We start from the raw sequence: 13,988 nt of genomic DNA, 5'->3' as shown, positions 1-13,988 counted from the left end.
AGGACGGCGTGGCGGGCGACCAACTCGAAAGCACACGACAGGCGTTACGCGAGGCGGTGGGTCACGCGGAGCGGGCCTCCGAGCTGGCCCGGCTGCTGGACGCGGCGCAGGCCAGGGTCGCCGAGGCGGAGCGTGCGGCCGAGGAGCTGCGGGCGCTGCGGGAGCGGCTGAGCGAGACCGAGGAACGGCTGGAGGCCGCGAACGCGGCCGAGGAGAAGCTCAGGAAGGATCTCGCCGAGCAGCGCTACCAGGCCGAGGTGGCCAAGTGGAAGCTGTCGTCGGTGCAGGTGGCCCGCTGGTCCAGGCTCGGCGACGCGATCAAGACCGGGAAGAGCAACCCGGTACGGCTGGCCCGGGGCCTGCGCGGCGCGGCCAAGCCGGCCAAGCGCCCGACCGCCCCCAAGCGCCAGCCCGTCCCGCGCAAGCCCGCCGACAAGCCCGCCGCCCCCGGCGCGTCCTTCCAGGCCACCAGCTCGGTCAGGACCGTCGGCGGCAGGTCGGTGAAGCTCAAGCCGTTCCGCGTCCCGACCGGGCCGAACACCCGCCCGCACCTGACCGCGGCCGTGATCGCCGAACCGCACGGCGAGGCGCTGCTGCGCTACGAGTGGCGTCAGACCACCGGCTTCACGCCGCGCGACTTCGCCCGGGTGCTGGCCTCGGAGGTCCCGCACCTGCTGCTGGTGGAGTCGGTGACCGAGGGCCCGTGGGCCGAGGAGCTGCGACGGCCGGGGCAGGGACTGCGCGCGCTGCTGTCCTGGTGCGCGCAACGGGGCATCCGCACGGTCTTCTGGCACACCGGGGGAGAGGTGGACGCCCTCGCCCCCGCGGCCGGACTGTTCGAGCACGTGGTGACCGCGCTGCCGGCGTCGGTGAAGTCCTGGGGCGCCGCGCTGGCGACCCGCGAGCCCGAGCCCGGCCGCCGGGCGCCCTCGCTGGGCATCCTGCCGTTCGCCGTCCAGCCCCGGGTGCACAACCCGCTGCCGCTGGCCGGGGACCGGTTCGGGCGGGTGCTGTCCCTGGAGGAGCTGCTCCCGGGGCACCTGTCCTACCCCGACGTGCTCACCTCCTACCGCTGGCCGGTCGCGGTGGACTGCCCCCCGGGCACCGAGCCCTGGCGGATGGCCGAGCTGGCCGCCTGCGGGACGCCCATCGGCACCGAGCCCGACCCGGTCCGCGCGCACGTGGCGCTGCGCCAGGCGTACGCCTCGGGGACGATGACCGAGAAGGTCGACGACCTGCTGGACGCGATCGGGCTGCCCAGCGGCCGGGCCACCCTGAACATCTCGGTGATCATGATCGACCGGGGCGACCTCGACCACACCCTGGCCCAGGTCGCGCCGCAGAAGGGCGTCGTGCAGCTCGTGCTGCTCTCGGACGCCCCGGACGCCCCCGGGCGGGCCCGCGAGGCCATGCCGGACGGGGTGGACGTCACGGTCCGCCGTACCGACTCCGGCCTGACCGTGGGCGGCATGCTGGACCGGGCGCTGGACCTGTGCCAGGGCGACCTGGTGGCCGTCATGGACGCCCGCGACCGGTACGGCGAGCACTACCTGGCCGACCTGAGCAGGGCCTTCCTGTTCACCACCGCCGACATCGTCGGCAAGGCGGCCTACTACGCCCACCTGCGCGACGTCGCCGCGACCGTGCTGCGCCAGCCCTCGGCCGAGTACTCCTACCTGCCCGACGTGGCCGGGGCGACCCTGCTGGCCCGCCGCACGGTGCTGCGCGGCATCGGGTTCGCCGACGTCTCCGACGGCTGGGCCGAGGTGCTGATGCGCCAGTGCCGCGCGGACGGGGTCAAGGTCTTCTCCGCCGACCGCTTCGGCTACGTCTGCCTTCGCGACCGCGACCGGTGGCTGCTGGGCTCGGCGCAGCTCGTCGACTACGGCCCGGCCGAGCCGCACGCCCTGGTCTGACGTCCACCCGGCACGGACGGGGCGGGCGGCGCCGGGCCCGGGGTTAGGCTGCCGGGATGACGCCCGCCCGGCTCGACGAGCTTCTCGGCCGGCCGCCGATCCCCCGGGGCACGTGGGCCCGGGAGGCGGTCTACCTCTGCCCGCCCGTCGCGGGCCCCGGCGGGGATCCGGAGGCGACGGCCGGGCGGCTGCGCGCGCTGGACGGCGTCTCGGACGTGCGGGTGCGCCCGGGAGGGTTCCTGGAGATCGTGGTGGCCGTGCCGGGCGAGCTGGTCACCGGGATCGGCCCCGCCCGGGCCGGAGCCCCCGCGGTCACCGGCAGCTCCCCGTGGGAGGACCTGCCCCGGACGTGGGCCAATCCCGGATTCGCGGTCAGGTACGCGCACGTGCGGGCGGTCGCCGTGCAGCGCTGGGCGGCGGAGCTGGGCGTGGGCGGGCGCTTCGCGCCGGAACTGCTCGACGACCGCCTGGACCGGGCCGTGCTCAGGGTGCTGGCCGAGGCGCACGGCAGGAGGGCGAGCCGGGACCCCGGGTGGGCCGCCTACGCCCTCCGGCTGGCCCTGGCCTACCACGACGCGTTCGAGGGGGCCGGAGCGCTCCCGGTGGGCGACGAGGAGCCCTCGCCGCTGCACGCCGCCCGGGTGCGGCTGGCCCGCGCGGTCCGGGACGTGCTGGCCGAGGCGCTGGCGGCCGTTGGCGAGGCGGCCCCCGGCAGGATGTAATGAATCCTCCTGATCGACATGAGAACAGCGGAAAGAGCGGAAGGGGCGCGATGGACGGCTCCGGGGACCGGGAGGGCCCTCGGTCCGAGGGCTGGGAGGCCCACCGGCCGTATCCCGGCGGGACGGCCGGGTTCGTACCCCCGTCCGGTTCCGTGCCCCCGCCCGGGACCGGGCGGACGGCCCGGCGGGCGCTCCGCAGGACGCTGCCGGTCCTGCTGGCCTTCGCCGTCGTCCTCGGCGGGCTCGCGTCCTTCGGCGACGAACTGCGGGAGCTGATCGGCACCGCGCCCGGCTCGCCCCGTTCGCAGGCGGCGACGCACGGCCTGCACGAGCGGGCCGAGCCGATCGACGCCCGCTGCGCCACGCTCCCGACGGACCTGGACGCCGACGCCAGGGCGTCGCTCCGTGCCTTCGGCCGCTGCCTGGACCGGATGTGGACGGCCACCCTGGAGGCGGCCGGGATGGAGTACGAGCCGCCCGAGCAGGTGCGGCTGGTCACCTCCGCGTCCCGGGCCGCGTGCGGGAACCGCGACGACGACTGGGCCGGGATCTACTGCCCGGACTCCCGGGTCGTCAACGTGCTGATCGAGGACGACGAGGTCTTCCCGATGATGTTCACGCTCGCGCACGAGTACGCCCACCACGTCCAGGAGGTCACCGGGCTGGCCGACCGGCGCGGCTCCGAGGCGTTCGACGAGGCATGGTCGCGACGCCTGGAGCTCCAGGCGGACTGCCTGGCCGCGGCGACGCTGCGACAGGTAGCCCCGCGACGGCTGGAGCGCCTGCGCGTCCTGGCCGGGCCCCAGGACGGCGCCGACGAGGACGTACAGGCGGATCACCGGCGCTCGCACGGCTCGGGCGCCAGTGGTGCCGAGTGGATGCGGCGCGGCCAACAGGAGGGCAGCGTGGCCGCCTGCAACACCTGGGGAGCCCCGGCCGACCGGGTCTCCTGAGCCCTCCGAGCGAATCCCGACGCGAAAATATGTCGCCAAATCGGCAAATAACGTAAAAAGTTCGCGTCGTGATGGGCGATCCCGTCTCGATGGGTGGGCAATCGTCTCAGGGGGATCACCGGGTCCGATAGCCTCGATCGGGTGAGTCGATTCGCCCATCCCGCCGGTGACCGGCATGCCGAAGTGCTGCCCGAGGAGCGCCCTCCGCACGCACCCGCCGACCTGAACACCCTCGATCCCGCCATCTGGCCGCGAACGTCCGGCCGCGCCGACGGCGCGGTCACGATCGGCGGCGCGGACGTCAGGGACCTGGTCGCCGAGCACGGCAGCCCGCTCTACGTGGTGGACGAGGAGGATTTTCGCTCCCGCTGCCGCGACTACGCCGAGGCGTTCTCCGGAGGAGACGTCCACTACGCGGGCAAGGCGTTCCTGTGCCGCGAGGTGGCCCGCTGGATCATGCAGGAGGGCCTCGGCCTCGACGTGTGCAGCTCCGGGGAGCTCGCCGTCGCGCTCAGCGTCGGGTTCCCGGCCGAACGGATCACCCTGCACGGCAACAACAAGTCGCTCGCCGAGCTGGAGCGGGCCGTCGAGGCGGGCGTCGGGCACATCGTGGCCGACTCCTTCGAGGAGATCGCCCGCCTGGGCTTCCTGGCCGAGAAGCACGGCACGCGTCCCAAGGTGATGATCCGGGTCACCGTGGGCGTCGAGGCCCACACCCACGAGTTCATCGCGACCGCCCACGACGACCAGAAGTTCGGCTTCTCGCTGAGCGGCGGCGCGGCGGCCGAGGCGGCCAGGCGGATCCTCGCCCTGCCCCAGCTGGAGCTGGTCGGCCTGCACTCGCACATCGGCTCGCAGATCACCGACACCGCGGGGTTCGAGGTGGCCGCGCGCCGCCTGGCCACCCTGCTGGTGCAGATCAAGGACGAGCACGACGTCGTGCTGCCCGAGCTCGACCTCGGCGGCGGGTACGGCATCCCGTACGTCGAGGGCGACGTCGCGCCCGACGTCAAGGAGATCGCCGACAGCCTGAGGGAGATCGTCGCCAAGGTGGCGGCCTCCGCCGGCCTGCCGGTGCCCAGGCTCACCGTCGAGCCGGGCCGGGGCATCGCCGGGCTCGCCGGGGTGACGCTCTACGAGGTCGGCACGATCAAGGACGTCGAGGGCCTGCGCACCTACGTCAGCGTCGACGGCGGCATGAGCGACAACATCCGCACCGCCCTGTACGGGGCCGAGTACACCGCGCGCCTGGCCTCCCGGGAGAGCGCCGCCGGGCCGATGCTCTCCCGCCTGGTCGGCAAGCACTGCGAGAGCGGCGACATGATCGTGCGCGACCTGTGGTTCCCGGCCGACCTGGCCACCGGCGACCTGATCGCCGTGGCCGGCACCGGCGCGTACTGCCGCTCGCTGGCCAACAACTACAACTACCTCCCCAAGCCCGCCGTGGTCGCGGTCAAGGACGGGGTGTCCCGCGTGATCGTCCGCCGGGAGACCGAGGACGACCTGCTGAGAGGACAACTGTGAAACGACCTGGAGCGGCGGGGGCGGCCCCGGTGGCCGACGGCCCCGTCCGCCGTGCGAACGAGAGGGGCGTGTGACCTCATGGCACTGAAAGTCGCGCTTCTGGGATGCGGCGTCGTCGGCTCCCAGGTGGTCAGGCTGCTGCACGAGCAGGCCGACGACCTCGCCGCCCGCGTCGGCGCCCCGCTGGAGCTGGCCGGTGTCGCGGTGCGGCGCCTGGGCCGCAGGCGGGACGCCGAGGTGGACCCCGCCCTGCTCACCACCGACGCCGAGGCGCTGGTCACCCGCGACGACATCGACATCGTCATCGAGGTGATCGGCGGCATCGAGCCCGCCAGGTCGCTCATCCTGAGCGCGCTGAACGCCGGCAAGTCGGTCGTCACGGCCAACAAGGCCCTGCTCGCCGAGGACGGCGCGACCGTGCACGCCGCGGCCAGGGCGGGGGGCGCCGACCTGTACTTCGAGGCGGCCGTCGCGGGCGCGATCCCGCTGATCCGGCCGCTGCGCGAGTCGCTCGCCGGGGACCACGTGCACCGGGTGCTCGGCATCGTCAACGGCACCACCAACTACATCCTCGACCAGATGGACTCCAGCGGGGCATCGTTCTCCGACGCGCTGGGCGAGGCGCAGGCGCTGGGCTACGCCGAGGCCGACCCCACGGCGGACGTGGAGGGCTTCGACGCCGCGGCCAAGGCCGCGATCCTCGCCGGGATCGCGTTCCACAGCCGGGTCACCGCCGCCGACGTGCATCGCGAGGGCATCACCGAGATCACCGCGGCGGACGTGGCCAGCGCCAAGGCGATGGGCTACGTGATCAAGCTGCTGGCGATCTGCGCCCGCTCCGACGACGGCCGCTCCTTCGGCGTACGGGTGCATCCGGCCATGATCCCCCGGACGCACCCGCTGGCCGGGGTCCGCGAGGCCTACAACGCGGTGTTCGTCGAGGCTCGCTCGGCGGGACGGCTCATGTTCTACGGCGCCGGTGCGGGCGGCGCGCCGACCGCCAGCGCCGTGCTGGGCGACATCGTGGCGGTGGCCCGCAACGTGCTGGCGCGCACCCGGGGCCCGGAGGAGTCCACCTACGCCGACCTGGTCGTGCACCCGATGGGCGAGACCGTCACGCGCTACCACGTCTCGCTGGACGTGGCCGACCGGCCCGGCGTGCTCGCCCGGGTCGCCGACATGTTCGCCAAGCAGGACGTCTCCATCCAGACCGTCCGCCAGCAGGGTCACGGCGACGACGCCCAGCTCGTCCTGGTCACCCACCGGGCCAGCGACGCCGCGCTCTCGGCCACCATCGAGGCCCTGCGCGAGCTGGAGATCGTCCGCAACGTGGTGAGCGTCATGCGCGTCGAGGGCGAGGACGCGTCCTAGCGACGGTCGTCGTCCCCTGACGGCCGGGGTCTCCGGTCCCGGCCGTCCGCGTCCGCCCGTCCGGGTCCTGTCCGAGGCCGCCCGCCCGTGTCCCGTCCGCGTCCGCCCGCCCGTGTCCCGTCCGCGTCCGCCCGCCCGGGTCCTGTCCAGGCCCGCCCGGGTCCCGTCCGGATCCCGGGCCGGGCCCTGCCCGGGTCCTGGCCGGGGCCTGGCCGGTCCGGTGGAGCGGACCGTTCGCGGCCCGGGGCGCTCGTCATGCCGGGTCGGCATGGTTCCTGGGCGTTCGGTAACGGATGATCTCGCGGCCCCCGATGGGCGATATGTTGCCTTTGTCGGTGTCAGCAGTTCCGGGAAGGGGACCCGCCGTGAAGGTCGTTCGTCGGATGGTGGCGTTCCTCGCGGTACCGATCCTGGTGACGGCGGCCGCACCGGCCGCCCTGGCGGGGACCGGCAAGCCTCCGAAGGTCAGGACGGTCGTCTCGCTGACCTTCGACGACGGTGACTCCACCCACCCGGCCGTGGCCGGCATGCTGGAGAGACACGGGATGCGGGGGACGTTCTACGTCAACACCGACACCGTCGGCGGCGAGGAGAAGCTGACCCGGCGCGGGCTCGCCCGGATCGCGAAGAAGGGCCACGAGATCGGCGGGCACACCCTCACCCACGTCCGCCTCACCGAACTGACCCGGAGCGAGCAGCAGACGCAGATCTGCGACGACCGCAGGAGGCTCGTCTCCTGGGGGTACCGTCCCGTCACCCTCGCCTACCCGTTCGGCTCGGTCGACTCCGACGCCAAGGCGGTGGCCCGGCGGTGCGGTTACGACGCGGCCCGCGGGGTCGGCGGGCTCAAGGAGTGGGCCTGCCCCGCCTGCCCCGGTGCCGAGACCCTCCGCCCCAGGGACCGCTACGACATCCGCACGCCGGGCTCGATCCGCGAGGACACCCTGCTGCGGCACATGAGGCAGCAGATCCTCAACGCCGAGAAGACCGGCGGCCTGGTGCCCCTGGTGTTCCACCGGGTCTGCGACGACTGCGGGCTCTACTCGGTCACTCCCAAGCGCATGAACGACTTCCTCGGCTGGCTCAAGGAGCGCAGGTCCCGGGGCACGGTGGTGAAGACCCTCAAGGACGCCGTCGGCGCCCGCCACCGCCCCCTGCCTGCGGCGGAGGACCCGGCGGCCGCGCCGGGCTGAGCGAGGACGCTTCCGTCCCCGGCCGACACCTCGGGCGGGACGTTCCCGTTCCCGGAGGCCGCACCGGCCTGGTCGAGGACGCTCCCGTTCCCGGGGCCTGAGCCGGGCCGGGCGAGGGCGACCCCGTCCCCGCCGCGGGCCCGGACCTCATCGTGAGCCCCCCGCGAGCCCCCGCAGGCGGCGGGCGGCGCGGCCCAGCAGGGAACGCTGCCGGGCCCGGTGCAGGGCGACCGCCTCCAGACGGCGCTGCTCGGCCTTCTCCTTCCACCGGTCGGCGTCGCGCCGTCCCTTGGCGGCGTCGGCCCGGAGCCGCTTGACCTCGGCCTTGAGGGCGGCGGCCTGCCGCCGGGCGCGCTCGGCCTCCCGCGCCCGGGTCTCGGCCGTCGCCCGCCAGCGCGCCGCCTCCCGGTTGCGGTTCGTGGTCCAGGAGGGGTACGCGCGCGCCGCCGGGAGCAGCCGCCAGGACTCGGCGTCCAGCCAGGTCACCCCGTACAGCTCGGCGATCACGTCGTCGATCGGCTCGTCCTCGCGCGCCACCCGCAGTGCCCGGGAGACGGCGGCGGTCCGCTCCAGCCGGGCGGCCAGGACGCCCGTCTCGTCCTCGTCCAGCGCCACCAGCAGCAGGCCCTCGCCGCCCTTCTCGGCCCGCTCGATCAGCATGTCCAGCGACTCGGCCCCCGGGACCCACCCGGCCGGGCAGACGAAGCGGAACGGCGCGGGCGCCGAGGTGACGGGGACCCGTCCCAGGAAGCGGACGCGGCCGTCGTGGGCGTACTGGCCGTGCAGCAGCCGCAGGTCGAGCAGGGGGTCGTCCAGCGGCGCGGGGCGTTCGCCCTCCAGCGACTCCCACGGGCCGGTCACCGTGACGCGCACGTCGGGCAGGGTGCTGGCCAGCGTCCCGTCCACGCTCGCCCGGACGTCCTCGAAGCGGGCCCCGCCCCCGGCATCCACCACGACGTCGACGTAGGGGACCAGCCACTGCCGTCCGGAGTCGGTGCGCAGGGTGCGCCGGTAGGGGATCCGGTCGGCGATGAACGGCTCGTTGTGCCGCCTGACCTCGGCGGGCCTGCGCATGGCCGTCGTCGTGCCCAGGTGCCAGCTCAGCGCCCGCTCCTCCGGGACGAACACCGCGCCCGCCTGGGTCAGCCGGTACCCCAGCTCGGTGTCCTCGCCGAGGACCAGCGAGGTGTCCAGCCCGCCCACCTCGCGCAGCAGGGCGGCGGGCAGCGAGACCGTCGCGCCCACGTGGACGCGGTGCAGCAGCGAGCCGGGCGCGTCGCGGAAGCCCCGGTGCGCCTCGACGAGCTCGCCGATCCAGTCGTGCCCGTGGTCGGGGTCCTCCTCGAACAGGGTCCCTGCACGGTCCCCGGCGACGGCGGTCCGCACCTGGGCCGGGGTGGGCGGGGCCCCGTCCACGGCGGTGAAGCGCAGGGTGCCCGTCACCACCAGGTAGTCCGTCAGGTGGTGCCAGCGCAGGTGCGTCTCGACGTGCTCGCGGTAGGCGACGATGTCGGCGTCCATCCGGTGGATCACCGCGCCGTCGGCGACGGCCGTGCCGGTCTCCACGGCCCAGGCGATGCCCCGGCGGCCGGGCGCGGTGCCGACGATCCGGGTCCGCTCGGGGGCGATCTCGGGCAGCCGCAGCGGGGGCGTGCTGCCGTCGTCCACGACGATCACCTCGAGGAGGTGCGACGGGTAGGTCTGGGCGGCGAGCGCGGCCAGCGTGAGGTCCAGCCTGTCCTGCCGTCCCCGGGCCGGGATGACCACGCTCACCGGCAGGCGGGGCTCCCAGGCACCCGGATCGGCCGGGCGGAGCACCCCGTAGTCGTTGCCCGGGATCCGCGGCGCGTCCGCGGCCTCCGGAGCCCGCGGGGCCCGCGGAGCTCGCGGCGTACCCGCGAGGTCCGGATCCCGCGGCGCGTCCGCGGCGCCGGGCGGTCGTGGCGCGCTCATGGCGCCTCCGCGGGGAGCTCCATCAGCGCGCTGGGCCGGAAGCCCCGCCACTGGCGCTTGTTGCGCCGCAGGAACGTGCCGATCGGCTCGCGCCAGGTGTGGTTCGCGACGTTGCCGCGCCGCAGGATGTAGCCCAGGCCCTGGGTGCGGTAGATCTGCCCGCCCGCGGCCTGCACGGCGTGCTGGAACTGGGCGTCGATCGTCCCGGGCATGGGACGGAAACCGCCCACGGCCTCGAAGGCGGAACGTTCGGAGAAGATGGTCCCTCCGGCGATGAAGTTGGTGATCTGCTCGGTGACCTGCTCACGGTGGACGGTCACCCCGATCGAGGCGAGGTGGACGAACTCCGGGACCATGCCCACGACCTGGGCACCCGAATAGGAGTGGGCCAGCAGCAGGTCGGAGACGAAGTCGGGCCCGTACCAGTCGTCGTCGTCCATCTTCAGCAGGAACGACCCCGACGCCCTGGCCGCGGCCTGGTTCAGCACGGTCCCGAACACGGTGCCCGCGTCCGGCTCGAACACGGTCACCGGACGCTCGAAGGAGGCCAGCGCCCCGGCCACGCCGGGGTGCGACGCGGAGACGCCGTGCAGGGCCAGGATCACCTCGAACGTGGCGCCGCGCTGCCTGGCGAGCTGCTCCAGGGCGAAGGGCACCATGTCCGGGCGGCGGGTGGCCAGCAGCACCGAGACCGTGGCCGGGGGCCGGGCCGGGGCCCCGAGCTGTTCCCAGCGGGCCCGGACGCCGTGCACGCGCAGCGCCTGTCGGCGCAGCCGGACGCTGTGCTCCTCGCGCTCCAGGTCGTCCTTGAGGCCCGGCTCCCCGGCCGAGGTGATCAGCCTGGTCAGCTCGTCCCCCAGGGCGCCCGCCCAGCGCGGCACGGTCTCGCAGACCAGCGGCACCCCGGCCGCCGCCAGGCCGGTGACGACCCGCAGCGCGGCCACCGGCCCGGTGTGGGCGCGCCGCCAGTCCACCCGTACGCCCCGGACCTGCCGGATCCGGTCGACGTCCACGTCGGTGACGCGGCCGGAGGCGTCGAAGACGGTCAGCTCGCGGCCCTCGCAGACGATCGTCCAGCGGCCGGAGCGGACCGACAGGTCGGCCATCCCCAGGGAGGGCACGGTGACGAAGCCCATCGGGTTGACCGAGCGGTCGTCGACCGGCGGGATCGTCCGGGGCTCGGACAGGTCGCCGAGCCCGCTCCGGGCGATCGCGCCTCCGCCGGGCCGGCCGAGCCGCTCCCAGGTCATCAGCGCGGCCTCGGGGCGGTCGTCCGGGGTCTCCTCGCCGTCCCAGTCCACGGGCTCCCGCCCGACCGCGCGCACCACCACGTCGGCCCCGCGGGCGCCGAACCTGTCCGGTACCGGCCCGGGCAGGGGGGCGGGGGCCGCGTTCGGGTCGCCGGGACGCCAGTGGGCCGCCCCGGGACCGGCCAGCGCGGCGACGGGCGCGGCCGTCGCGTCCAGCCGGTGCCCGGCGAACGCCCTGGCGGTCGCGGCGAGCGTGCGACCGGCCGGGACGGGCTTGGAGAACGTGGCCTCGACCACCCAGGACGGTTTCGCCGGCCGGTGGACGCGGAGCTCGACGAGCGCGCGCCAGCGATGGGCCGGGGTGGGGGAGAGCACCGGCGCGGTGTACCAGTGCGGCGTCTCCCGTACGGCGACGACGACCCGGGCGGCCAGGGGCAGCAGCGCCTGCAGACTCGCGGCCCTGCGGACGTCGGTCGCCGTCCGGGCGAGCACCAGGACCTCCGCGGCGCTCTCCTCGGCGCCGGGCAGGCCGCCGGTGTCGCCGTCGAGGTCCATCGCCCCGTACGCCTCCAGCTCGCCCGGCGTCTCGAAGCCCGCGTGGTAGACCAGGACGCGTCCCTTGCCGGCGCGCTCCCGGGCGGCGCGGACGAGATCGGTCAGGAGTGACATCAGCCGGTCCCACCCCGGCGCGCGGCCGTCGAGAGGATCTTCCCCAGCGGGCCGCGCCGCCGCTCGTCCCGCAGGCGCCCGGCCTCGTCCCGCAGCCGGTCGGCCTCGGCGCGCAGGTCCCGCAGCTCGCCCTCCAGGCGCCGCGCCTCACGCTTCCAGCGGGCCGCGTCGGCCCGCCACCTCGCGGTGTCGCCGGTGACGGGTTCGGCCTCCGCGACGGTCGTCACGCCGAACTCGGCGGCACCCACCCAGAACGACCCGAACAGCTCGTGGACGAGGCCGTCGAGGTCCGCGCCCGTGCCGTCGGCGGTCTCCCCGGCGTCCGGGGCCGGGGCCGGGACCCCGTCGTCGGCCACCAGGGCCGCCCTGGCGAAGGCGGCGGTGCGCTCCAGCCTGGCCGCGCCGACCCCGGCGGCGCTCTCGTCGAGGACCGCGCTCAGCAGGCCGTACCCCTCGCGCTCGGCGAGGGCGACCAGCTCGGCCAGGCTGCCGGGACCGAGCGCCCACCCCGCGGGGAGCAGGAGCCGGAACGGCGCGGGCGCCGAGCTCGCGGGCACCCGTTCGGTGAAGGAGACGCGCGGCTCGTGGGCGTACAGGTTGTGCACCAGCCGCAGGTCGAGCAGCGGCTCGTCCAGGGAGGGGCGGCGCCCGGCCGGGAGCTCCGTCCAGGGGCCCACCACGGTGACGGCGACGTCGACCAGGGTGCCCGCGAGCGCGGCGTCCACGCATCCCCGCACGTCCTCGTAACCGGCGCCGCGCGCGTCGACGATCACGTGCACGTACGGCACCAGCCAGTTCCTGCGCGGGTGGGTGCGCAGCCAGCGAAGGTCCGGGACGAGGTCGGGCAGCACCGACCAGTTGTGCCGGTGCACCTCCTTCTCCCTGACCATGACCGTGGACGGGCCCAGGTGCCAGGCCCGGGCCCGGGGGTCGGGGACGAACACCGCGCCCGCCTGGGCGAGGCGGAAGCCCAGGTCGGTGTCCTCGCCCATGTTCAGCGTGGTGTTCACCCCGCCCACCGAGCGCAGCAGCGCCGCCGGGACCGAGGTGCTGGCCCCCGAGTGGAGCCGGTACGCCCCGGCGCCCGCGTCCCGCAGGAGGCGGGTCTCCTCCAGGACGCCCGCCCGCCACGCGTGCGGCGCCGACTCGTCGAACAGCTTCTCCGCGTCCCCCGCGGCCACGGCCTCGAAGACCTCCCCCGCACACGGGCCGGTCCCCTCCGGGGTGAAGCGGACGTCGCCCATCACGACGGCGTAGGGGACGACGTGGTGCCAGCGCATGTGCGCCTCCACGTGCTCCCGGTCCAGGACCACGTCGGAGTCGACCCAGTGCAGCACGTCCCCGGCGGCCGCGGCGGCACCGGTCTGGCGGGCCCAGCCCCGTCCCCAGCGGCCGTCGGGGACCCGGACCACGCGGGTCGCGGCCGGGGCGAGCGCGGGCGGGCGCAGCGGCGGGTCGCTGCCGTCGTCGGCGACGACCACCTCCATCAGGTGCGCCGGATAGGTCTGCGCGGCCAGGGCGGCGAGCGTGCGCTCCAGGGACTCCTGGCAGTCGTGGGCCGGGATCACCACGCTCACCCTGAGCCAGGGCTCCCACTCGCCCACCTCGGGCGGGACCAGCGATCCGTGGTCGTTGTGCCTGACCCTGGCGCGGGGGACGGCCGCGGGCCCGGTCCGCGGCGCCGCCGGTCCGGCCGGCACGGCCTCGGGGGCGGTCTCAGGGACGGGGACGGGGGCGCCGGGGTCGGGGGCGTGCGCGTCCGGGGATGCCGGACCGGTCGCGGTCACGCTTCCCTCTCCGACAGGACCCGGCCCGTCCCCTCCCGGGACGGGACCGGCCCGTGCGCGGCCCGTCCGTGCACGGCGGGGGCGTGCTCGGCCTGTCCGCGCGTGGTTCCGGCCGGGTGCGAGAGCAGGTCGCGGACCGTCTCCTCGATCTGACGGCGTCCCGGCGCGAAGGCCAGCCGGTCCTCGCCGAGGGAGACCAGGATCGCCTGCAGATCCTCGTCCCGCCTGTTCTCGTGCTTCTCGATCAGCGCCGTGATCTCGTCCAGCCGCCGGTCCAGCCGCTCGGCGACCGTCTTGACGGTGGCCGTCTCGGCCTCGTGGCGCTTGACCCGGGCGTCGATGCGCAGGGCCTTGCCGTCCAGCCTGCGGACCGTGAGGATCATCAGCAGCTGGACGGCCAGGACCGTCGCCAGGGCGCCGAGCACGAGGGCCGCGGTGACCGAGACGATCCCGGTGATCGCGAGCACTGCCAGCGTGATCAGGACCAGCGGGCCGACGATCGCCGCCAGAAGCGTCAGTTTTCGGGGCGTGGGCATCCGCGCCTGCCTTCCGTGCCGCTCTTCTTCCTGGTGTTACCGGTCGTGTTGGGGGAGATAAGCGAGGCTATCCGCCTTGCGAGCGCAAATATGTCGATAAATGGGAATTCGAAG

The 13,988-nt window shown here is 75.0% G+C and carries 10 protein-coding genes; 6 read left to right on the top strand and 4 right to left on the bottom strand.

What is annotated here, in order from left to right:
- Positions 1-8: 8 nt before the first annotated feature.
- From ABD832_RS04435 to ABD832_RS04410, 6 genes are all read left to right on the top strand, one after another.
- Positions 9-1,916, top strand: coding sequence for a hypothetical protein (locus ABD832_RS04435; protein WP_344888707.1), 1,908 nt, complete (start codon positions 9-11; stop codon positions 1,914-1,916).
- 56 nt (positions 1,917-1,972) lie between these two features.
- Positions 1,973-2,638, top strand: coding sequence for an anticodon-binding protein (locus tag ABD832_RS04430; protein ID WP_344888704.1), 666 nt, complete (start codon positions 1,973-1,975; stop codon positions 2,636-2,638).
- Positions 2,639-2,688: 50 nt separating this feature from the next.
- The gene (locus ABD832_RS04425) at positions 2,689-3,591 is read left to right on the top strand and encodes a neutral zinc metallopeptidase (RefSeq protein WP_344888702.1); all 903 of its coding nucleotides are present in this window, start codon (positions 2,689-2,691) and stop codon (positions 3,589-3,591) included.
- Between the two features lie 141 nt (positions 3,592-3,732).
- Entirely contained in the window at positions 3,733-5,115 is a 1,383-nt protein-coding gene (gene lysA / locus ABD832_RS04420; RefSeq protein WP_344888700.1) for a diaminopimelate decarboxylase, read from the top strand.
- A 78-nt stretch (positions 5,116-5,193) separates the two neighbouring features.
- A complete protein-coding gene (locus ABD832_RS04415) occupies positions 5,194-6,486 on the top strand; it encodes a homoserine dehydrogenase (RefSeq protein ID WP_344888697.1) in 1,293 nt (430 codons plus the stop codon).
- Positions 6,487-6,851: 365 nt separating this feature from the next.
- The gene (locus tag ABD832_RS04410) at positions 6,852-7,679 is read left to right on the top strand and encodes a polysaccharide deacetylase family protein (protein WP_344888694.1); all 828 of its coding nucleotides are present in this window, start codon (positions 6,852-6,854) and stop codon (positions 7,677-7,679) included.
- 147 nt (positions 7,680-7,826) lie between these two features.
- Here the strand turns inward: ABD832_RS04410 and ABD832_RS04405 are convergent, their stop codons facing one another.
- From ABD832_RS04405 to ABD832_RS04390, 4 genes are read right to left on the bottom strand one after another with little or no spacing between them, the layout of a single operon-like run.
- The gene (locus ABD832_RS04405) at positions 7,827-9,632 is read right to left on the bottom strand and encodes a glycosyltransferase (protein WP_344888691.1); all 1,806 of its coding nucleotides are present in this window, start codon (positions 9,630-9,632) and stop codon (positions 7,827-7,829) included.
- Positions 9,629-11,551 carry a glycosyltransferase family 2 protein gene (locus tag ABD832_RS04400; protein WP_344888688.1) on the bottom strand — a complete coding sequence of 641 codons (1,923 nt, stop codon included), beginning with the start codon at positions 11,549-11,551 and terminating at the stop codon, positions 9,629-9,631. The genes ABD832_RS04405 and ABD832_RS04400 overlap by 4 nt, the downstream gene beginning before the upstream one ends.
- Positions 11,551-13,338 carry a glycosyltransferase family 2 protein gene (locus tag ABD832_RS04395; protein ID WP_344888686.1) on the bottom strand — a complete coding sequence of 596 codons (1,788 nt, stop codon included), beginning with the start codon at positions 13,336-13,338 and terminating at the stop codon, positions 11,551-11,553. Before ABD832_RS04395 ends, ABD832_RS04400 begins: the two co-directional genes overlap by 1 nt.
- A complete protein-coding gene (locus ABD832_RS04390; protein WP_344888683.1) occupies positions 13,335-13,874 on the bottom strand; it encodes an MCP four helix bundle domain-containing protein in 540 nt (179 codons plus the stop codon). The genes ABD832_RS04395 and ABD832_RS04390 overlap by 4 nt, the downstream gene beginning before the upstream one ends.
- Positions 13,875-13,988: the final 114 nt, after the last annotated feature.

It is taken from the genome of Streptosporangium longisporum, from assembly GCF_039534895.1.
Taxonomy (GTDB): domain Bacteria; phylum Actinomycetota; class Actinomycetes; order Streptosporangiales; family Streptosporangiaceae; genus Streptosporangium; species Streptosporangium longisporum.
This window is presented reverse-complemented; position numbering and strand designations above follow the sequence as displayed.

Bases quoted from the DNA above. Each gene is read 5' to 3' on its own strand.
- ABD832_RS04430 (WP_344888704.1), top strand. From the start codon at position 1,973: ATGACGCCCGCCCGGCTCGACGAGCTTCTCGGCCGGCCGCCGATCCCC.
- ABD832_RS04425 (WP_344888702.1), top strand. From the start codon at position 2,689: ATGGACGGCTCCGGGGACCGGGAGGGCCCTCGGTCCGAGGGCTGGGAG.
- ABD832_RS04415 (WP_344888697.1), top strand. From the start codon at position 5,194: ATGGCACTGAAAGTCGCGCTTCTGGGATGCGGCGTCGTCGGCTCCCAG.
- ABD832_RS04405 (WP_344888691.1), bottom strand. From the start codon at position 9,632: ATGAGCGCGCCACGACCGCCCGGCGCCGCGGACGCGCCGCGGGATCCG.
- ABD832_RS04400 (WP_344888688.1), bottom strand. From the start codon at position 11,551: ATGTCACTCCTGACCGATCTCGTCCGCGCCGCCCGGGAGCGCGCCGGC.
- ABD832_RS04390 (WP_344888683.1), bottom strand. From the start codon at position 13,874: ATGCCCACGCCCCGAAAACTGACGCTTCTGGCGGCGATCGTCGGCCCG.